This is a genomic window from Methanobrevibacter ruminantium (genome assembly GCF_016294135.1).
GTDB lineage: Archaea > Methanobacteriota > Methanobacteria > Methanobacteriales > Methanobacteriaceae > Methanobrevibacter > Methanobrevibacter ruminantium_A.
In genome coordinates this window covers 56,722-76,955 of sequence record NZ_JAEDCO010000003.1, presented here as the reverse complement: position 1 = coordinate 76,955, position 20,234 = coordinate 56,722, and the positions used below count along the sequence as shown (strand labels likewise).

The window sequence follows — 20,234 nt, the reverse complement described above, 5'->3', positions numbered from 1 at the left end:
AAAATAGCAAATGAAAAAAGCAAAATGGAGAATCAAAATGCTAAGTGAAGAGGAACTTAGAAGGCTTATAGAAAGCTTAAGCATAAGGGAAATCATAGAGCCTGCACTTGATAACTGGACAGCCTATGAATCAACAGGAAAAACAATCATCAACCTAAAGACAGGAAAAGTCCAGGGAATTGGATTGAATATAAACGAATTGCTTGACATGAGCCATGACAGCGATCACATTGAACTTTATAAAATAGAATCCGAGGAGGAATTGTATGATGAAGAGGAGATTCTGGATGAGGATGAATACGAAAGATTCCTTGAATTCAAATTGAAAAAAGAAAAGAATGAAGAGTATTTCGATGACTATGACCCAGAACTCTTGGATGAATTCTGCAGGATAGAATCAATTGATAAAAAGGAAAGACAAATAAAGATTCTCATTGAAGATTACGAGGAATACCATTTCAATAACTATCAGGACTTTGAACATTCCATAATCCTAAGATACTACGATGAGGATGACTATACATATTAATAATTTAATCTATTCTTTAGAATCCTCTTTAGAGTTATCATCAGAAGGCAATTCACCATTCTTGCTCATTATCCACTTTTTCCTTGAATAATAGCTCAATGGATTGTTAATCTTAGCGCAATCCTTATTTTCCTTACAAAGATGTGGCAAATGCATCTTGATCTTTTCACAGCTCATTGGGGTGTACCATTTGGTCTCTCCCTCATTTTCAAGACTTACTTCCTCATGCATTCCAAATCCTAATTTTGATATGATGTTTATCTTTTCTTGAGGCTGGTCTTCAAATAAAGGAGGTGTACAATTGTCTGCAGCTTCAAAAATAAGTGGCAATATCTCATTTAAGGTTATGTTAAGGTTTGTATCAATGTCTGAAACCTTTACTGTCCTATCAGAGCCAAAAATACCTGGATAAAGCCTTGCATAAGATACAAATGAAGTCAAAAGCAATACGATTGCATCATTTCTTCCACCGGATGAAACACCATTTACAGTGTTTTCAATGCATGGAGGGAAAGCTTCCCTAATGAGTTTTCCAATTTCCATATTGCCGTAAGCTCCACCGCTTGCATAATAAGTGCTGTATTTAGCCAATGATTCTGTAATTGCCTCATCGAGCATTTCACCTAATTCCACAATTGCAGGGTGCATCTCAACAATAGCCAATTGGTCTTGAATTGACTTTATGTAATTTTCAGTGTTTTGCATCAGCAATTTAGTTAAAATGAGTTCTCTGAGATTGTCTCCAATCAATATGTCATAAATCCTATCTGGAGACCTATCACTGAATTCATCACCAAAGGAGAAAACAAACTCTTCCCTATCCAAAACTATTTCTCCATTCTGAAGAACAAGATCTGTCAATGATAATTTCTTAGTGGCAATCAAATCCTTTAGGAAAGACCATTCAATGCCATCTTGAATAAGCAAATCACTTAAAATCTCTTCTACAACCTCTTTCCTTTCAGATAATGGAAGCTTGATCAATCTGTCCTCAATCATCAAACCTTGGGATTCCACAAACAGCTTAACCTCACGGGAACCTGGCCTAAACTTGTGTGCAATTGCTTGTGCCAATATGTGAAATGCAATTGTATCATATTCATCAATTCGTTCATTGAAAAAGTAGGCATAATCATTAGGATTGAAGTCCTTATTATTTTTACGTTCAATATACCATTTTATTCTATTTATAGCCAAGTCTACGAGAGTTTCAGGAACAACCTCCTGATTAGAGATGGTCTGACGGTTGGTGTGGATGACAATATCAATTAAATCATCATTATTGGAATATATCCCCTCAAGACCGCCTAATCCCCTTACAATATTCCTCCCTTCCTGTGATAGGGGATTCAAATAAGAAACTAAAACCATTCAATTACTCCTAAAGTTCTCATGACCATAAATAGCCGAATAATTTAATGATATTTTAAAAAATCAGCTTTTATATATTATACTATAATTCAATACTTTAAATAATTTTTTATAATGAATTTTTTTAAATGAATATAATATTAATTTAAACCATTGAAATTATAAAAAACTTGTTAAATAATAATTAAATTGAAAAATAAAACTAATTCTATTAAATTTACTTGAAATATTAGCAAATATTTAAATAATTGCAAAATAAAAAGAGTGCATATGGATTCAAAAGGAATAATCAATATAGAACTTTTATTTTGCACATTGATTGTGATCCTGCTTTTAATTACCAATTTGCCTATGATAGAAAATGGCTTGAATTCCAATATTGAAATCCATGAAAATAGCAAAGGAAGGATTTTGGCAAATCATATTGCAGATTCGATAAATGAAGTGAATTCAAATGAATATGGATTTGGAAAGAAAATCAAATTGCCTGAATCCATTGATGGAAACTTTTACAGGATTCTTGTAAATGAAAGGGAAACGATTGTTGAATTCAATGATAAGAAAGGAAAATCAACTATTAATCCAATAAAACTTGTAGATTCAAGCAATAAAACTTTAGAGAATATTGAATTATACAATGGGAGAACCTATCTGATTGAAAAAACCTTGGTAAATGACAATAAGACAGATACAATCAATCAGAGCTCAATACTGATTAGACAAGTGGGGAATTAATTTTTATTAAATGATATTATGAAAACTGATGAAAAAGGCCAAATAACTGTAGAATTACTGCTATTAATCAGTTTTGCACTTATTACAGCAATTCTTTTGGCAAATGCAATAATCGATGCAAACGAATTGAACATTGCTATGGCTTCAGCAAGAGACGGTGCTTTTGAAGGAATTTCATCAAATGGATTGGCAATTTATCCAAAGGAATCCTATGACAACTATTCAAAGGATTTGAAGAAACAGACTATTCTTAGGCAAAAGAAGATAAAAATAATACAGATTAACCAAACAATTAAGGGAAAGGACAATTTCAATAGAACCAGAATACAATTGAAGATATATGCTTCTTCTCCAGATGTAAGGACAAAGGAAGAGAAGGAAGCGGTTGGAGACCGTATAAATTATAATGTTCGAAAAAGAATAACACAATCATTCAAGAGCGAAAACATTACAAATAAGTTGTATAATCCTGCAATTTCGAATAAGTATAGTTTTACTACAGCAAATGTAGTTTGGATTTGAAAAAATTAAAAAAATCAGAAAAAAAAAATAGAAAATGAATAAAAAAAAGTAAAAAATTAAAAAATATTATTGAGGATTATCCTAAGTAATATAAATAATCTTTCAAATGGATGAATTGTGCAAATGTTTGATTATGAGTAACTCCAGGCATCAAAATAGCTACAATTATTCCAAGTATACCGAATATAATGCCAATACCCCAAATCATCATTACCGCAGTCTTTTCATCAACCGGCTTTCTTAAGACAAACCTAATCAATGACTTGAATCCTTGTTCGGGCCTTACCAATTTTCCATCCTCATTCAATTGAGTAGGCTGATGCTGTTGTCTTTCCATAACTCCTGCACTGTAGAACTTAAGTGCAGCATCAATGATATTAGGTAAAAGAACAATGAAAGCAATCAATTTCACCCTACCGATAAATGCAATTGCTGCAATGGTTGCACCAATGATAAGTGTACCTGTATCTCCAGGGAAAACCTTAGCAGGATACTTATTGTAATAAAGGAAAGCAATTAATGTACCTAACATGCTCATGCTTATGATAGCCACATCATATTTTCCTAAAATTATACAGCTGATTGTAAGGGAAGTCATGGAAATGACACCAAGACCTGATTCAATACCATTCAATCCTGCAAGCATATTTGTTAAATTGGAACAGATTGAAACAGCTATTGGAATCAAGATCATATACAAAAGACCTACATTTGGAGGTGCAATCCATAATAATGGAATACCTGCCAAAAAGAGCAAGAACAGCTTTTCCTTAGATGATAGAACAATCAAGTCATCCACCATACCGATTATTCCAACAATCAAGACTACAACAAGAACAATAGCTAACTGGAAGGTCAAAGTAGGGAAAAGTATGATTCCGGTAAAAATACCTATGACAAAACCAAATAATATCCCTATACCACCCATTTCAGCTACAATAGGACGTGAGGATTTATGAATATCCGTTCCTATGATTTCTGCCTTCTCAAGCTTACGGATAAGCCAAGGCATTACCAAACGAGTACTGATAAATGATAATATCCCACAGATCAATGCAATTACTACTAAAGGCAATGTGGGGATTGAAATTAAACTTGACATTTTTACACCAAATATTATTTAATCATTTTAATAAGCAAAAATTATTTTTTAAATTAATTGTTTTAAGTAATTAATTTAGTTTATATGATTTATAATAAATAAACTTTTTATAAAATTTTAAAATTTTTTTAATTGTAAAAATTATTGAAAATTTATTAAAAATTGGTGAAAATGGCATATTATTATAAGGATATCTACACCATAGATGATATTAAAAATACATTATAGGTGTATGATTTAATTATATTGGAGAAACGATTAATTAAATTAATAGCAAAATAATTTCTATTAAAAATATTAATAATGTCTTAAAAAATTATTATGATTAATTTTTTTGCTAAAATTTTACATAGAAAAATAGAATTTTTCATTGAAAAATCATGAAAAAATTAAAAATTGAAAAATAGCATATCATAAAAAATTAGAAATTAAAAAAATTATTTTTTATTCAAAATATAGTAAATGGATCTTACAGGAATATTGAGTTCCTTGGAAATTTCTTTAGGTTTCAATCCACTTTCCCTCATGGACTTTACCTTTTGCCTGCACTCATCATCATACTTTCTTTTATAATGCTTAACATTGATCTTATCAAAATATTTTGATTTGATGTAATTCACATTAGCTATTGGCATGTCAAGTTCAGAAGCAATTTCATCAGAACGTTTTCCCTCATTGAATAGGTCAACAACCTGATTAATTTGAGTCATGGAATATTTCTTCTTACCCCAGTTATACTTTATCTCAATTGAAACCCCTAAATTATCTAAAGCCTTAATATAATCTGGAGAAATCCTATTGTAAATGCTTTGAGGACAAGTTATTCTTTTTAAAGATGGGTAAGTGTCCATCAATTGAATGATCTTTTGAGAAGTGAGCTGTGTTGAGATATGAACTTCAACAGCATTGATGTCATAATCAGAATCCAATTCCAAAGGCTTTTCATCAAAGATATCCAACTCTTCCTTTGACTCGATATCCAGATTGTCAAAATCTAGTGTCTCATCGTCGAAGTCTTCAAAATCATCATAATCTTCAAAATCATCAATGTCCTCGAAATCATCATCAAAATCGTCAAATTCATCAAAGTCTTCATCCATAAAAAGGTCTCCTTAAGGAAAATTAAGATTTGTTCTTTACCAAATCAATAAAGTCTCTGGAACGTTTAGTGTTTGGCTTTCTAATGCTTTTCATATTATTAATTTCACGTTTAATGCTCTTTTCACCTACTTTAAAGGCATATGAAACTTCCTTAATGCTGTAATTAGAGTTAGTGAATACAATAGCTGGACCTACAGCAGCATAATTCAACTTGATGTTGAGGTTCTTGATTCTTCCTTCAAACTTGAACTTCTTATGCAACAACAAATCCATATCCGGAACAGACAATATGTGCTCTTTTTCCTTTTCCCTTAATAAATCCACAACTTGAGTGTGTGGATTCTGGAATACCTTACGCTGTTGCCGGTCAATGTCTCCACGAATGTATGGGAAAGGTGAACCGTAACGCTTACGCCTGTCTTGGGAAGTGCATAAATAGTATTTGGAAATGTCCCACAAAATCAATGTAGGGGCAATGTCTGCAAAGATCTTTGTCTTTATCTTTTCCCTTTCCTTTAGGTCTTTCTTCAATCCCCTATCAAGATGACCGAACTTATCAATCAATCCTAACTCTTCAAGGGTCTTGTTGATTTTATCCTTTCTCCAATCCTCTAAATCGCTTGAATCAATGAATTCAGGCTTTTCAAGATTGACTGAATATATTATCTCGTCATAGATTTTCAGATTGTTCAAATCCTTGATCTTGTCTTCAAAAATAGCTTCTCCATGACGCTCTACAATATCTTCAGCATGCTTTACATAAGCAAGAGCCAAATTGGTGCAGGTGTGCTTGTCATTGATGATTGTCGGCTTGGTTCTATGGAATTCCAATCTTTCAATACGAACTCCCTTACCGAATCTTCTTCTAAGCTCATCTTCATAGCTGTCTGCAAATTCGCTGTCAAGAGGAACCCTTTTGGTGATTGTTCTGCCGTTTTCCTTATACTTGACAATAGGAGTTACAGTCTTTACAACTCCCCTTCTTTGCTGCTTTAAGATGTTTAGAACCCTTTTGAATGATTCTCTACCCTCGCTTGAAAGACCTGACATCAAGACCATGTAATTACCGGACAATGGAAGATAAGGGATAATTTCAAGTCTGTGAACACCTGAATGGTTAATCTTGAATTCAAGATTAGTTGAACCGCACTTGCATACCTTTCCATTATCAAGGAAACTGCTTACACGATAGGACTTCTTGCAGTCCTTGCATCTTATTTTAGCATATTCCTCAAGATTGCCTAATGCGATTCTATGAGCAGAAATAGCATATTTTACCCTATCAAAACTGTTCTTCTTGGCAGATGCCTTGTTTCTGAAAATTTGATTATGGCGACTGATGTCGCCTAATTCCTCAAAATCAACATCCTCACTTACACGTGAACCATAACGATTCAAGGATCTGAATGGAGCAGTATACCCGCTTTCATCCATGCTTTCCTTCATTTCCTGAAGCTTATCCAAATTAGATTTGAGAAGTTCATAGATTTCTAAAAAGGACTCTAAATCCTTAAAATCCTTCTTTAGATTAGTTAAATCTAATCTTTCCTTCTCTATTTGATTTAGAAATTTTTCAGACTCTGTTATCATCAATGATTCATCCATAATATCACCGTGAGGACTTTTATAGGTTTGCCGCCAAGACCCTATAGTTTAATAGGATATTATAAATTAAATTTCATTTAATATAAAGATTCACTTACCTATTCTTAAAATAAAAGAAAAAGACAAATTACATAAGTAATTCGCCGATTTCACAATCATCAGGAGTTAAGATAGCTGCACTTTCAGTAGCCATGATCATTCCTTCAGATAATTCTCCCATGAGTTTAGCAGGTTTTAAATTAGTTACAACAGGTACTTTTTTGCCTACTAAATCTTCAGGAGCGTATCTTTTGCCTAAACCTGCAATTACTTGAATGGTTTTGTCACCAATATCAATTTGAGTTCTTAATAACTTGTTGGATTTTTCAATCTTTTCACATTCTAAAATCTTACCTATCTTAATTTCCACTTTTGCAAATTCGTCAATACTAATTAAATCCATTTTTTCACCTTCATCTTTAGACTCTTTACTCTTCTTGTCGTTCTTTTTATCATCTTTAGATTCGTTTTCTTGAGTCTCTAAATTCTTGTATAATTTTTCTTTTTGTGCTTCTATCACTTTATCTTCAATCTTCTTGAATAATGGTTTTGCCTTGTTGATTTCATGACCGGTTTCCAAGAAGACTTTCGCATCATCCCAAGTGTTTTCAGCTGGAATGTTTATTATATTGCAGATTGCATCTGCCTTGTTTGGAATGTAAGGCTTTAAGAGTACAGCCATTGCCTTACATAATTGATTGGATAAGTATAAGCAGTTTGAAGCCTTTTCCATGTCTTCTTTTACAGCTTTCCATGGCTCTTGGTCATTGAAGTACTTGTTACCCTTTTTAGCAGTCAAAATGATTTCAACTAAACCTTCTCTGAATTTCATCTCAGAAATCAATTCTCCTACCTTATCAGGCAATTCCTTGATTGCTTGCTCAAATTCCAAGTCAGCTTCACTAGGGTTTTTATATTCTGGCACTTTTCCATCAAAGAACTTCTTGGTGAAAGTGAATGTTCTGTGGAGGAAGTTACCGATTACATCTGCCAATTCATCGTTTACTCTTCTTTGGAATTCATCCCAAGAGAAGTCTGTGTCCTTATTCAATGGAGCGTTGATAGTAAGGTAATACCTTAATAAATCTGAATCGAAGTCCTTTACGAAGTCTGCTACCCAAACAACCCAGTTCTTACTGGTTGACATTTTTCTTCCTTCAAGGGAAAGGAACTCTCCTGCAAAGATGTCATCAGGCAATTTGCAGTCACGTCCAAGCAACATTGCAGGCCAGAACAATGAGTGGTGGTAAATGATATCCTTACCGATGAAATGAACCACATGGCCGTTCCAATAGTCTTCCCATGGAATGCCTGTTCTTCTGGACCAAGCTGCAGCAGAGGACATGTAACCGATGAATGCTTCTCCCCATACATAAATAACTTTTCCTTCTGCACCTTCTAAAGGTACTGGAATACCCCATTTCATGTCACGGGTCATGATCCAGTCTTGAAGACCTTCCTTCAACCAGTTTTGAGCATAATTCCTTACATTTGGAGGTAAGTATGGGTTTGTGCTTATGTATTCTTCAAGAGGCTTTTGGAAATGACTTAATTTAAAGAAGTACTGTGTACTGTCACGAATGACTGGGGTGTTACCGCAAGTCAAGCATTTTGGTTCAACGAGTTCAATAGGGTCCAATGCTCTACCACAAACTTCACAGTGATCTCCTCTTGCTTCTGCACCACAGACAGGACAGATTCCTTCAACATACCTGTCAGGCAAGAACTTTTCACAGTTTTCACAGTAAAGCTGTTGGATGGTTTCCTCATAGATCAAGCCCTTGTCATAAAGGTACTTGAAGAAGTCCTGTGAGATTTGATAGTGAATCTTATCAGTTGTCCTTGCAAAGTTATCAAAGGAAATGTCACAACTATTAATGTCTTCTACAATCATGTCATGGTAACGTTTTGCAACCTCAATAGGTTCCTTGCCTTCAGCATCCGCCTTTACAGCAATTGGAGTACCATGCTCATCAGTTGCACAAACCATCAATACATCATTTCCAGCCATACGATTGTATCTTGCATAGATGTCAGCTGGAATGTAAGTGGATCTCAAATGTCCTAAATGACATGGTCCATTTGCATATGGAAGTGCACATGAAATAAATATTTTAGTCAATTAAATCCTCTCCATAAGTGTAAATAATTTTATATTGTTAATTTTATAATTTCTAATAATCTTAAATTCTATAAATGAAGCAAATTATAATTAATATAATTTATATGATTATCATTTATCATTATATTATATATGCTCTATTATATAAATAAGTAATGATTTTAAAGGAAATAATACAAAAATAAAAATTAAAATTTGCAAATAAAGTTAAAAAATAATTAGAAAAATAATGATTTTTTAAAAAAAATAGCATAGAAAATAATAAAAAAAGAGTTTCTAAATTTAATACAAAAATAAAAATTAAATATTGCAAAAATAATAAAAAAAAGAGAATAAATAAATAAAAAGTTTATTTAATTATCAAACTTCTTACTTACTTCCTCAACAGCCATTACCAATGGATCAATAACCATAGACACTGGAGGTGCATAAGCAAACTCCATATTGCTTAATTCAAAGCATGTAAGCTCTTGAGTGATAGCTAAAGTCATTGTATCAATTCTTTCAGCCACCCTTTCCTCTGCAATGATTTGGCATCCAATGATAGTGCCGTCTGCATCACAGATGACCTTAACGTTCATTGGCTTTGCATTTGGATAGTATCTTGCCCTTGTCAATGCTTCAACCTTTGCCACAACTGCCTTTATGCTATTCTGTTGAGCAAAGCTTCTTGTAAGACCTACTGCACCGAATTCCAATTTTCCCACTTTGGAAACCATTGAATTCAAGACAGGGTTGAATCTGGAACGTTTTCCTGCAAGGGTTTGAGCCAATGTCTTAGCTTGCCTTACAGCAGTTGTACCTAATTGGGAAACAGTATTTGATCTAAGTATTGCACTGTATGACTCTACACAATCACCAACTGCATAAACATCAGGTACGCTTGTTGCCATTCTGTCATTTACAAGCACCGCCCATCTACCACAGTCACATCCAGCCATTTTAGGCAAAGTAAGCTCTGCCCTTACACCAGTAGCCAAGATGACCATATCTGCATCCGCTTCAGATCCATCTTCAAAGACAGCAGTCTTGACTCCGCCATCTTCACCTTTAAGTTCAGTGATAGGCTGGCCGAGCACTACATCAATGCCTTCACTAATCAAATAGTCTGTAATGATTTTAGCCATATCCGGGTCAAGTGAACGTGGAACGATTTGAGGCAACATTTCACATAAGGTTACCTTCAATCCCATTTTCTTGAATGCATATGCTATTTCAATACCAATCAGTCCTGCACCTGTAACCAAAGCGCTCTCACAGTTTTCAGCCCATTCCTTGACTCTCTTACCATCATCCAAGGTTCTTATCTTGAATACTCCCTCTAAATCAACTCCTTTCATAGGAGGTACAAATGGACTTCCACCAGTAGCCAATACCAATTTGTCATAGCTCATGGTTTTTTCCGCTTCACCTTTAGTGGAGTAGGTAATTGTCTTTTTAGCTGAATCCACTGCAGTCACTTCAGTCTCAAGCATGACATCAATGTTCTTTGCCTTGTAATCATCAACAGATCTCATTACGATATCATCAAATGAATGGATTCTATCTGACAATACGTAAGGGATAGCACAAGGGGAATAAGAGACATGATTATCTCTTGTAAGTACGATAATTTCAACTTCCTTATCTAATCTTCTAAGGTTTGAAGCTGTGGATATTCCTCCAGCTCCACCACCAACGATAACAACTTTCATTTGCTCAAATCCTAAATAAATACATTATTCTTTATAGTTAGTTGAATTTTGAATTATAAACATTCTAATAAATTAATAAGAAAAGACTAATCAATTTTAAACATAATGAATAAATTTGAAAAATTATTGAATAAAAATTAATTTAAAAGAGAATTAATTAATATTAGAATTATATTAAATTTTCTCAATTCTATTATATATACTATTCTTTAAGTAAGTAAATGATTAGAAAAATTAATTAAAAAAAGATAGGAGAAAAATGAAAAAATAAATTAAAAATAAATAAAAAAAGAATTAAATAAAGAAAAACAGCATAAAAAAACTATAAGTATTTTACACCATCTTTAGAACCGATAATAACCTTATCTACCATTTCAGTGAACAATCCATTCTCTACAACACCAGGAATGGTATTCAACTCTTTTTCCATAGGTATAGGATTATCTATTTGACCAAATGCAACATCCAAAATGAAGTTGCCGTTATCAGTTATTACAGGCCCATCCTTAGCTTGACCCATTCTTATGTCCACTTTACCACCCATATCCTCCAATGCCTTTGTAACTGGATTTAAGGACTCTGGAATGATTTCAATAGGAAGTGGGAATGCACCTAAGACATCTACAAGCTTGGATTCATCTGCAATGATTACAAGCTCATCTGCAGAATAATCAACAATCTTTTCCAAAGTATGTGCTGCTCCTCCACCCTTGATTAAATTGAAGTCTGGATCGATTTCATCAGCACCATCAACAGCCAAATCTATTTCATGTTCGCTAAGGTCTGTAAGTGGAATGTTCCATTGGCGAGCAAGCAATCTTGATTGGAAGGAAGTTGGAATTCCAATGACTTCAATTCCTTCATCCCTTACTCTCATACCTACCTTTTCAATAAAGTAAAGGGTGGTTGAACCTGTACCAAGACCTAAAACCTGACCGTCTTTTACCAAATCAGCTGCAGCATAACCGCAATCCTTTTTCATTTGACTCATAATTAACACCAAATAATAATTATTAATAATATAAACTCATTATCGTAAATTTAAACTATGCATATAAATTAAATTATTTATCTTGAATTTTAACAATGCATTTAACCAATGCGTTTCCTTTAGGACAATCCGCGAATTTTCCTAAATCCTTGACATAAACTCCCTTCTCCTCTTTAGAGATTCCATCTGGGAAGCACATATGTCTGAAATCACAGTCCTTATTTGAACATCCTTGACGCTTGAAGTCAAAGCTTGATCCTTCAAAGACTCCTTTTGAATCAGTTAAGATAGTGAATTCAGCATTTTCAACAGCAACCACTTGAACCTTATCATTCTCATGGACAGGGCATTTCTGTTCAACATCCCTAACTTCTGTAATAGTATACCTATGACCTTTCTTTAGGGAGTCTACACATGATGCCTTGAACCTGCATTCCGAACACTCTTCTGCGGACTCATAAAATACAAAGCTCACTCCCTCCTTTGCCAATTCCTTACCAATCAATGTAATCATATAATCATTCCTTATAAATTTTAAACTTATCAAACACACTAAAAACTTAAAAGGAAACATGAATCTTAAACAGATTCAAGAATATAATAATAATAATAATAATCAAAGCTAAATGACTTCAGTCTTTTTAGCCAATTTAATTGCAGCATCTCTTGTAAGACCGTTATCACCTAAAATGGTGTATCTTTCTGGTCTTATTGTATGGGCAATTGTCAATGCTTCAATAATCTCATCATCATCTACACCCAATTCAGCTGCAGTTGTTGGAGCACCAATTGTCTTTAATATATTTTGAATGGATCTCCAGTCTCCACCATGCAAATGCATCATCATGATTGTTCCTACACCACATTGCTCACCATGCAATGCATGCTTTTTAGCAACTCTATCCAAAGCATGACTGAATAAGTGTTCAGAACCGCTTGCAGGTCTTGATGACCCTGCAATGCTTATTGCCATACCACTGCTGAACAATGACTTAACAACAATTCTTGCACTTTCCTCAAGCCCTTCCTTAATGCTGTCGGAAGACTTTATGATAAGCTTTGCAGTCATTTCAGACAATGCAGCAGCAGACTCGCTGTATGGTTCATTTCTTAATCTGTATGCCAATTTCCAATCCTTAATTGCAGTGTAATTGGAGACAATATCTGCACAACCGGAAGCAATTAATCTAAAAGGAGAATCGTTAATTATGCCAGTGTCAGCAACAACAGCCATAGGAGAGTTAGCGCTTTTGGAAACTGAACCCATATCATTTTTTATTGAAGCCATTGGTGATGCTATACCATCGTGGGAAGCGGTTGTTGGAACGGAAATGAAATAGTTATGGGCATTTGTGGAAGCAAGCTTTGCTACATCAATGATCTTTCCTCCACCTACACCTAACACTACAGAAGCGTTAGCTATTCTTTCTTGCACCTTTTCAACAGACTCCATTGAAGCATCCTTTACCTTTACAACTTCAACTCCAAAGTCAGACTTTTCCAAAGCTTCTACTGTACGCTTACCTGCCACATCAAATGTATGAAAACCTGATACGACAAGAGCTTCATCAAACAAGCGTAAATTCTTGCATATTTCACCTATGTCATAAAGGACATTAGGCCCAATATGCACTTCCCTTGGCATTTGAATTGTTTTAGAATCCATATTATCTCCTTAAAAATCAATTTTCCATTAAATAATTTTTAGAATCTATAATATTCTTAAATTTTTAGCATGTTATTTAATATTATTTTAATATATGTTTTCAATAAATTAAATAAGTTTTGCTTTAAAAGTCTTCTACTAATAAACTATATAATAAATTAAATACATACTAATACTATTATAAAATAAATCAATGATAAAAAATAAAAAAATTTTATTAATGATTTAACAATTAAAAACTTATTATTTTATTAAAATTAGGTGATAATGTGGAAAATTTTAGTGAATGGTTCCATGACATTTTAGAAAATGCAGATATAACCGATTCAAGATATCCTATTAAGGGAATGGCTGTATGGCGTCCTTATGGATTTCAAATCAGAAGAGCAACTTTAAACATATTTAGAGACTTGATGGACAAAGAGCATGACGAAACCCTCTTTCCTTTACTTATTCCAGAAGCAGAACTTGCAAAAGAAGGAATTCATGTAAAGGGATTTGAAGATGAGGTATATTGGGTTACCCATGGTGGTCAAACAGAATTGAACGAAAAGCTTGCTATCAGACCAACCAGTGAAACCGCAATGTATCCTATGTTTGCATTATGGGTAAGATCACACATTGACCTCCCTATCAAACAATATCAAGTTGTAAACACATTCAGATATGAAACCAAACATACAAGACCTCTTATTAGAGTAAGGGAAATCACTACCTTCGCAGAAGCTCACACAGTACATTCAAGCGCTGAAGAGGCTGCAGAACAGGTTGAAACAGGTATCGAGCTCTACAAGAAATTCTTTGACGGACTTGGAATCGCTTATTTAATCAGCAAAAGACCAGTTTGGGACAAGTTCCCAGGTGCAGAATACACCATGGCATTCGATACAATCATGCCTGATGGAAAGACATTGCAGATTGGTACTGTTCACAACTTAGGCCAAACCTTTGCACATACCTTTGAAATAACCTTTGAAAACAAGGAAGGAAACCATGAATACGCTTACCAAACCTGTTACGGTATCTCTGACAGAGTGATTGCAGCAGCAATTGCAGCTCATGGAGATGAAAAAGGTCTTCAATTGCCTCCAGAGATTTCTCCTAAGCAAATCACTATCATCCCTATCATCTTCAAGGATGGCGGAGAGGAAGTGATGACTAAATGTAATGAAATCAAGGATGCATTGGAATCTAAAGGAATCAGAGTCCAAATGGATACCCGTGACATCAGACCAGGTAAGAAATTCTTCGATTGGGAACTCAAAGGAACTCCTCTCAGATTCGAATTAGGTCCAAGAGACTTAAACAACAATGTAGCAATCATTGGAAGAAGAGACACCGGTGAAAAGATTGAAGTAAGCTTAGACGACAACATTACTCAAAAGGTATCAGACTTATTGGCTGAAGTAGAAGAAAGCATGAAAGCTAATTCCTGGGCTAAACAGGAAGAGAAAATAGTAACCTTAGACAGTCTTGATAATGTTTCTGACATTGTTGATGAAGGAAAGGTTGTTAAGTTCTACTGGTGTGGAGACGAGGAATGTGGAAAAGCGATTGAAGAGGAAACTGGAGTAGATATCCTTGGAATAAACGAAGAGGATATTGAAACCGATAAGGTCTGTCCACATTGTGGTAAACCAGCTAAACACCTTGCTTTAATGGCTAAAACATACTAGTTATAAAAATATTTATAATAAATTTAAATCAAGACATCAGAATCATAGAGGAATAGAAATGGATAAGATTTATGCAATAATTCCAGTGAACCAATTTGCAAATGCTAAAACAAGATTATCTCCTTTCTTATCACCTGAAGAGAGAAAAAATCTTTTAAAGGCAATGCTAAAGGACATTGCAATCACATTAAAGCCTATTGTAGATGATATCATAATAATAAGTAAAGACGAAGAGGTTTTGGCATATGCAGAGGAATTGGAACTTACTGCACTTGTTGAAGAGGACCACAAGCCATCCAAGGCTTCAAAAAATGGTGATGAAGGCCCTTTAAACAAAGCTTTAAAGCAAGCTATGAAATGGTGCAGAAAGAAAACAAGAAAAGTCATAATCTTGCCATCTGACATTCCATTGATTGGAAAGACCAATATCAAGCTTCTAATTGATCAAGCTAAAAATCTTGATTTCATCATTGTTCCCTCTAAAGGTGGAGGAACCAATGCATTAATCATCAAGCCATTATCCATTGACATGAAATTTGGAGGATTCAGTTTCAAAAAGCACATTGAAGAGGCTGAAAAGAAGAAACTGGTCCCATTGGTTCATGACTCATTCTATATGGCACTTGATGTAAACACAACTGAAGACCTTGGTGAAATCATGCTTCATGGAAATGGAACAGAAACCAAGAAATATCTGGAATCACTTGGAATCAAAGTGGAATCATTCCGTGGCCATGAAAGACTTAAGGTCACTAGAGATGAATAATCAATATCTAGGGGATAGTATGATAGGACTAACAATTGCGGGATTCGATCCTTCAGGAGGAGCAGGAATAAGCACTGACATCAAGACCATGGCAGCACATGGTGTTCATGCATGTGCAGCAGTCACTGCACTCACTGCACAAAACCCTAAAAAAGTGTTTTCTGTTGAACCTGTTAGCACTACATATATCTCTGAACAGATAGATTCTATTTTTGATGAGTACACTATCAAATACTCAAAGACAGGCCTATTATACTCAAAGGAAATCATCCAACTTGTAAGTAAAAGGGTCGACGAATACAATTTAAGCATAGTTGTTGATCCAGTGATGGTAGCTAGTGCAGGAGATGCACTTGCGAAGATGGAAATAGCTGATGCTTTGAAAAAATATCTTCTTGAAAAAACACTTCTTGCAACTCCTAATGTATCTGAAGCAGAAAAATTATCTGGATTAAAAATTAATGATGTGAATGATGCAAAAGAAGCAGCATATAAGATTGGAGAATATTGTAATGTAATGATTACTGGTGGACATCTTAATGGTACAAACATTATTTACAATAAGGAAAAAGATGAATTAATCACTTTACATCAGGATCTAATTAAAACTGATAATTTGCATGGAACCGGATGCAGCCTATCTGCTGCAATTTGTGCTAATCTTGTTTTATTAAACAACAATGATAAAAATAGCAAAGATGAAGATAATTTAAAAATAGCTATAGAAAAATCCACCAAATTCATTTACGAATCCGTTAAAAACGGTAGATACGGTACTTTAAATCCTAATTTTAATTCTAAAGTATTATAAAATAAAAATAAAAAATAGCTAACTCTTTCTAAAGAATTAAAGAAAAATAAAAAAAGAATTATCACTTTAAAAGTGATAAATTTTTGTAACAAATTTAAAACTTGTTATTTTTAGGGCTCCCAGACTCCTAAAAGCTTTTCAACTTCATCTTGGAAATCCAAGAACTCTCTTGATTCTCTTTGACGAGGTCTTTCAAGAGGAACCTCTACTACGTCTTTTATTCTACCTGGCCTTTTATCCATAATCACAATCTTGTCTGCCAAATAGACCGCTTCATCAACATCGTGAGTGACGAAAAGAATAGTGGTTTCAAATCTTTTCCAAACTCCAATCAATTGTTCCTGCAAGGTATGCCTATTCAACATATCAACTGCTGAAAACGGCTCATCCATAAGCAAGACAGGAGTGTGGTTCAATAAGGAACGGATAATAGCCACCCTTTGCTTCATACCACCTGAAAGTTCATGAGGATAACTGTATTTAAAGTCAGCCAATCCAACTCTTTCAAGATATCTTTCAGCAGCAGCAAGATTTTCCTCTTTACTATGCTCTCCGGATAAATTTAAACCAAACATTACATTATCTAAAACATTTAACCAAGGGAATAAAGAATATTGTTGGAAAATGAACCCTCTTTCCTTAGAAGGACCTTCTACAAGTTCTACTCTATCGTAAATCTCACCTTCATCAGGTTCTTCCAAACCTGCAACCATTCTTAGAAGGGTTGTTTTCCCACAACCGGAAGGCCCTAAAAGACAGATGAGCTCTCCATCATCAACATGCAAATTGACATCTTTTAAAGCCAGGAAATCTTTATCTTTAGTAATAAATGATTTAGAAACATTTTTTATATCAATTGCCAATATAAACACCTTTTATTAATATCTAACACTGATAAATCTTTTTTCTCTTAATCATCCCTAATTTACCAGAATATTCTATCTTGTGCTTTTCTAAATCCATAATCAAATAAAATACCGATTAAACCAATAATTATCATACCAACTACAACAGTTCCTGGTTGGAACAATTGACTTGCAGTCAAGATCATATATCCTAAACCTCTGCTTGAAGCAATCATCTCAGCGGATACGGTACACATCAAAGCGATACTTACACCTACCTTAAGCCCTGATACAATGTAAGGCAATGCAGAAGGAAGCACGATTTGAGTCAATATATTCCAATTGTTAGCACCTAAAGTCTGAGCAGCTTCAATCAATACCTTATCGGTTCTCTTTACACCGTCAATGGTGTATACAAGTACAGAGAATACACAACCGATGAAGATAACGAATACTGCTGAAGATAATCCTATGCCAAACCATAAAATGGAAAATGGAATCCAAGAGATAGGTGGAATAGGCCTTAAGATACTAATGATCAAGGAACTTAATCTATCTAAAGTTTCATACCATCCAAGAATTATTCCTAAAGGAATTGCAACTGCTGATGCAAGTATAATACCTGAAAATACCTTTACAAGAGTGCTTGAGGTATGCATGAACAATTTTCCATTGCTTAATAAAGTCCAAGCCGCAGTGAATACGTTTAAAGGACTTGGTAAAATATAGTATGGAATCAAATGCAAACCATCAGTAAGCAAATACCAAATAATGAGAAGTATTGCCGGTAAGATAAATGGTAATAATTCTTTCTTAATATTCATTAAATCACTATCTTAAATTGTTTTAATATAATTTATTAACTAACAATTAATATCACCGATTAGAAATCGAAAATCAAAAATAATTAATTAATGAATTACATCATTCATATATTAATAATTAACTTTCTTTAATATATATAATTTAGCATTTAAAAAAAGTCAAGTATAGATGAGAATAAAAAAATCAAAAATAAATAAGAAAATTAAAAAAATAGAAAAAATAAGAATTGCTCAAATAGAGCAAGTCTTATAAATTTATAAATCTGCGAAGATTTGATCTTGAGTTAAAGGTTTTTGTAAAAGACCTAATTTTACTTCAAGGTTCATGAATGCCATTACATTTTGTTTGTAAGTGCTGTCTAAACCGGAAATGAAAGTAGTGTCTTTGATTACACTTGCTTGCAAGTCTTTATCAGGAACAATGTCTTCAGGTAAGCATGCAGCTGCTTCTGCAGGGTTTTCATTAGTGAATGCAGTCGCATTTTCATGAGCAGCTAAGACTTTTTTCAATTCTTCAGGATGATTTTTGATGAAGTCTTCTCTTGCTACAACACAACAGCATGGGTGACCAGGAATGATTTCTCCACTAGTTTCAACTAATTTACCGTCACCGTTTTTAACTGCAATGGAAGCATATGGTTCCCAAATGATCATAGCATCAACTTGACCCGCTTTTAAAGCATCAGTCATTTGAGCAGCTTTCATGGTAGTGAATTCAACATCACTGGTTTTAACGCCAGCTTGGGTTAAAGCAGAGGTTAAAAGCATGTTTTGAATGGTTGCTTCACCAGGGGTTGCTACAGTTTTGCCTTTTAAGTCAGCAACAGTGTTGATTCCACTGTTTTTATTAGCAACAATAGAACTTCCTTCAATTTGAGCACCGGATACAACTTTTACTGGAACTCCTTGAGAAATGGAAGACATTACAGGAGTGATACCTGCATAACCAATATCGATATCTCCACTTGTCATAGCAGTCATTAAGTCTCCACCATTGTTAAATTGGGTTAATTCAACAGTAAGACCTTGATCTTCAAACATTTTCTTTTCTTGTGCAACGAAAAGTGCGGTGTCGTGATCGGATGGTAAGTGACCGATTCTTACAACATTGTCACCAGAGCCACCGCTGGTTGCAAAGTAAGCACCTACAGCTACAAGAGCTATAATTACAACAGCAATAATTGCTAAAATTTTTTTATCCATAAAAATCACTTTAATTTTTAAAATTAAACAAAAGGTTCTTATATAATCTCATTTTGAAATTTCATTTCATATAAAAGCATTTAAAATAATAAGTTGTTTTTTTATAAATCATTTTAATAATTTAGAAAAAACTAATAATTTAAAATAAAGGTTTAATTTGAAATTAAAAAGGTATTTATCAATAAGCCTTTATGTATTAATAAAATATAATTTAAAAACTTATTACTTATATTAATGATTGATAAACAAAGTATATAATGTTTTTCATTAAATAAAGGCATGATAGATTAATAGTACAAAAAATAACTGAAATACTGACAAATAGATATTAATTAAACTATTAAAAAAGGGCTAAATTGAAAAAATAGTACTGAAAATAAATTATTTTTAAAAATATATGAAAAAAATCATAATAAGGACTATTTAAAGAATTTTACTTGGTTAATTATAAAATATATAACAATTGTTAAATACTAATATGCTTACATATTTGCACTATTAAAGTTACAAAAACTAGAAAAGATGCACTAATAAACTAACAATGATAACCACATTAAGTATTAAAAATTGCCAATATTAGAATAGGAAAAGATGGAAAATAAGGATAAAAAATAAGGATAAAAAATAAGGAT

At 33.6% G+C, this 20,234-nt stretch carries 18 protein-coding genes; 6 read left to right on the top strand and 12 right to left on the bottom strand.

What is annotated here, in order from left to right:
• The first annotated feature begins 10 nt into the window (after positions 1 to 10).
• The gene (locus tag VW161_RS01870) at positions 11 to 529 is read left to right on the top strand and encodes a hypothetical protein (RefSeq protein WP_304093425.1); all 519 of its coding nucleotides are present in this window, start codon (positions 11 to 13) and stop codon (positions 527 to 529) included.
• A gap of 9 nt (positions 530 to 538) precedes the next feature.
• On the opposite strand, the gene VW161_RS01865 is transcribed toward VW161_RS01870, so the two are convergent.
• The gene (locus VW161_RS01865) at positions 539 to 1,900 is read right to left on the bottom strand and encodes a DNA primase (RefSeq protein ID WP_304093424.1); all 1,362 of its coding nucleotides are present in this window, start codon (positions 1,898 to 1,900) and stop codon (positions 539 to 541) included.
• A gap of 270 nt (positions 1,901 to 2,170) precedes the next feature.
• Between VW161_RS01865 and VW161_RS01860 the strand changes: the two genes are divergently transcribed.
• Both VW161_RS01860 and VW161_RS01855 read left to right on the top strand, forming a co-directional pair.
• On the top strand, positions 2,171 to 2,635 hold the full coding sequence (locus tag VW161_RS01860) for a hypothetical protein (protein WP_304088077.1): 465 nt from the start codon (positions 2,171 to 2,173) through the stop codon (positions 2,633 to 2,635).
• An 18-nt stretch (positions 2,636 to 2,653) separates the two neighbouring features.
• A complete protein-coding gene (locus tag VW161_RS01855; RefSeq protein ID WP_304088074.1) occupies positions 2,654 to 3,157 on the top strand; it encodes a hypothetical protein in 504 nt (167 codons plus the stop codon).
• Positions 3,158 to 3,233: 76 nt separating this feature from the next.
• Here VW161_RS01855 and VW161_RS01850 read toward each other — a convergent pair whose 3' ends face one another.
• The 8 genes from VW161_RS01850 to VW161_RS01815 form a co-directional block, all read right to left on the bottom strand.
• Positions 3,234 to 4,259 carry a multidrug transporter gene (locus VW161_RS01850; protein WP_304088072.1) on the bottom strand — a complete coding sequence of 342 codons (1,026 nt, stop codon included), beginning with the start codon at positions 4,257 to 4,259 and terminating at the stop codon, positions 3,234 to 3,236.
• Positions 4,260 to 4,696: 437 nt separating this feature from the next.
• On the bottom strand, positions 4,697 to 5,359 hold the full coding sequence (locus VW161_RS01845) for a hypothetical protein (RefSeq protein ID WP_304088070.1): 663 nt from the start codon (positions 5,357 to 5,359) through the stop codon (positions 4,697 to 4,699).
• Between the two features lie 22 nt (positions 5,360 to 5,381).
• Positions 5,382 to 6,965: a DUF530 domain-containing protein gene (locus VW161_RS01840; RefSeq protein WP_304088067.1), complete on the bottom strand. Its 1,584-nt coding sequence runs from the start codon at positions 6,963 to 6,965 to the stop codon at positions 5,382 to 5,384.
• A gap of 127 nt (positions 6,966 to 7,092) precedes the next feature.
• A complete protein-coding gene (metG, locus tag VW161_RS01835; protein ID WP_304102632.1) occupies positions 7,093 to 9,126 on the bottom strand; it encodes a methionine--tRNA ligase in 2,034 nt (677 codons plus the stop codon).
• Between the two features lie 353 nt (positions 9,127 to 9,479).
• Positions 9,480 to 10,820, bottom strand: a complete 1,341-nt coding sequence (locus VW161_RS01830; RefSeq protein ID WP_304088063.1) for an FAD-dependent oxidoreductase — start codon at positions 10,818 to 10,820, stop codon at positions 9,480 to 9,482.
• Positions 10,821 to 11,142: 322 nt separating this feature from the next.
• Positions 11,143 to 11,811 (bottom strand): ribose-5-phosphate isomerase RpiA, encoded by a 669-nt coding sequence (gene rpiA, locus VW161_RS01825; protein WP_298536137.1) that lies wholly within the window; start codon positions 11,809 to 11,811, stop codon positions 11,143 to 11,145.
• Positions 11,812 to 11,884: 73 nt separating this feature from the next.
• Positions 11,885 to 12,325 carry a UPF0179 family protein gene (locus VW161_RS01820; RefSeq protein ID WP_304093419.1) on the bottom strand — a complete coding sequence of 147 codons (441 nt, stop codon included), beginning with the start codon at positions 12,323 to 12,325 and terminating at the stop codon, positions 11,885 to 11,887.
• A 108-nt stretch (positions 12,326 to 12,433) separates the two neighbouring features.
• Positions 12,434 to 13,477 carry an NAD(P)-dependent glycerol-1-phosphate dehydrogenase gene (locus tag VW161_RS01815; RefSeq protein WP_304093639.1) on the bottom strand — a complete coding sequence of 348 codons (1,044 nt, stop codon included), beginning with the start codon at positions 13,475 to 13,477 and terminating at the stop codon, positions 12,434 to 12,436.
• Positions 13,478 to 13,746: 269 nt separating this feature from the next.
• Here VW161_RS01815 and proS point away from each other — a divergent pair, with 269 nt between their 5' ends.
• From proS to thiD, 3 genes are read left to right on the top strand one after another with little or no spacing between them, the layout of a single operon-like run.
• A complete protein-coding gene (gene proS, locus VW161_RS01810; protein WP_304089102.1) occupies positions 13,747 to 15,153 on the top strand; it encodes a proline--tRNA ligase in 1,407 nt (468 codons plus the stop codon).
• 58 nt (positions 15,154 to 15,211) lie between these two features.
• Positions 15,212 to 15,919, top strand: coding sequence for a 2-phospho-L-lactate guanylyltransferase (cofC, locus tag VW161_RS01805; RefSeq protein WP_304089104.1), 708 nt, complete (start codon positions 15,212 to 15,214; stop codon positions 15,917 to 15,919).
• A 19-nt stretch (positions 15,920 to 15,938) separates the two neighbouring features.
• On the top strand, positions 15,939 to 16,730 hold the full coding sequence (thiD, locus tag VW161_RS01800) for a bifunctional hydroxymethylpyrimidine kinase/phosphomethylpyrimidine kinase (RefSeq protein WP_325192670.1): 792 nt from the start codon (positions 15,939 to 15,941) through the stop codon (positions 16,728 to 16,730).
• Positions 16,731 to 16,840: 110 nt separating this feature from the next.
• Here thiD and VW161_RS01795 read toward each other — a convergent pair whose 3' ends face one another.
• The 3 genes from VW161_RS01795 to VW161_RS01785 all read right to left on the bottom strand — a co-directional run bounded on the left by VW161_RS01795 (position 16,841) and on the right by VW161_RS01785 (position 19,602).
• The gene (locus VW161_RS01795; RefSeq protein ID WP_304089106.1) at positions 16,841 to 17,593 is read right to left on the bottom strand and encodes an ABC transporter ATP-binding protein; all 753 of its coding nucleotides are present in this window, start codon (positions 17,591 to 17,593) and stop codon (positions 16,841 to 16,843) included.
• A gap of 62 nt (positions 17,594 to 17,655) precedes the next feature.
• Positions 17,656 to 18,399 carry an ABC transporter permease gene (locus VW161_RS01790; RefSeq protein ID WP_304089107.1) on the bottom strand — a complete coding sequence of 248 codons (744 nt, stop codon included), beginning with the start codon at positions 18,397 to 18,399 and terminating at the stop codon, positions 17,656 to 17,658.
• A 255-nt stretch (positions 18,400 to 18,654) separates the two neighbouring features.
• Positions 18,655 to 19,602 (bottom strand): ABC transporter substrate-binding protein, encoded by a 948-nt coding sequence (locus tag VW161_RS01785; RefSeq protein ID WP_304089108.1) that lies wholly within the window; start codon positions 19,600 to 19,602, stop codon positions 18,655 to 18,657.
• Positions 19,603 to 20,234: the final 632 nt, after the last annotated feature.

Coding starts and splice junctions, on each gene's coding strand:
- VW161_RS01870 (WP_304093425.1), top strand. CDS start 11: ATGAAAAAAGCAAAATGGAGAATCAAAATGCTAAGTGAAGAGGAACTT.
- VW161_RS01865 (WP_304093424.1), bottom strand. CDS start 1,900: ATGGTTTTAGTTTCTTATTTGAATCCCCTATCACAGGAAGGGAGGAAT.
- VW161_RS01860 (WP_304088077.1), top strand. CDS start 2,171: ATGGATTCAAAAGGAATAATCAATATAGAACTTTTATTTTGCACATTG.
- VW161_RS01855 (WP_304088074.1), top strand. CDS start 2,654: ATGAAAACTGATGAAAAAGGCCAAATAACTGTAGAATTACTGCTATTA.
- VW161_RS01850 (WP_304088072.1), bottom strand. CDS start 4,259: ATGTCAAGTTTAATTTCAATCCCCACATTGCCTTTAGTAGTAATTGCA.
- VW161_RS01845 (WP_304088070.1), bottom strand. CDS start 5,359: ATGGATGAAGACTTTGATGAATTTGACGATTTTGATGATGATTTCGAG.
- VW161_RS01840 (WP_304088067.1), bottom strand. CDS start 6,965: ATGGATGAATCATTGATGATAACAGAGTCTGAAAAATTTCTAAATCAA.
- VW161_RS01830 (WP_304088063.1), bottom strand. CDS start 10,820: ATGAAAGTTGTTATCGTTGGTGGTGGAGCTGGAGGAATATCCACAGCT.
- rpiA (WP_298536137.1), bottom strand. CDS start 11,811: ATGAGTCAAATGAAAAAGGATTGCGGTTATGCTGCAGCTGATTTGGTA.
- VW161_RS01820 (WP_304093419.1), bottom strand. CDS start 12,325: ATGATTACATTGATTGGTAAGGAATTGGCAAAGGAGGGAGTGAGCTTT.
- VW161_RS01815 (WP_304093639.1), bottom strand. CDS start 13,477: ATGGATTCTAAAACAATTCAAATGCCAAGGGAAGTGCATATTGGGCCT.
- cofC (WP_304089104.1), top strand. CDS start 15,212: ATGGATAAGATTTATGCAATAATTCCAGTGAACCAATTTGCAAATGCT.
- thiD (WP_325192670.1), top strand. CDS start 15,939: ATGATAGGACTAACAATTGCGGGATTCGATCCTTCAGGAGGAGCAGGA.
- VW161_RS01790 (WP_304089107.1), bottom strand. CDS start 18,399: ATGAATATTAAGAAAGAATTATTACCATTTATCTTACCGGCAATACTT.
- VW161_RS01785 (WP_304089108.1), bottom strand. CDS start 19,602: ATGGATAAAAAAATTTTAGCAATTATTGCTGTTGTAATTATAGCTCTT.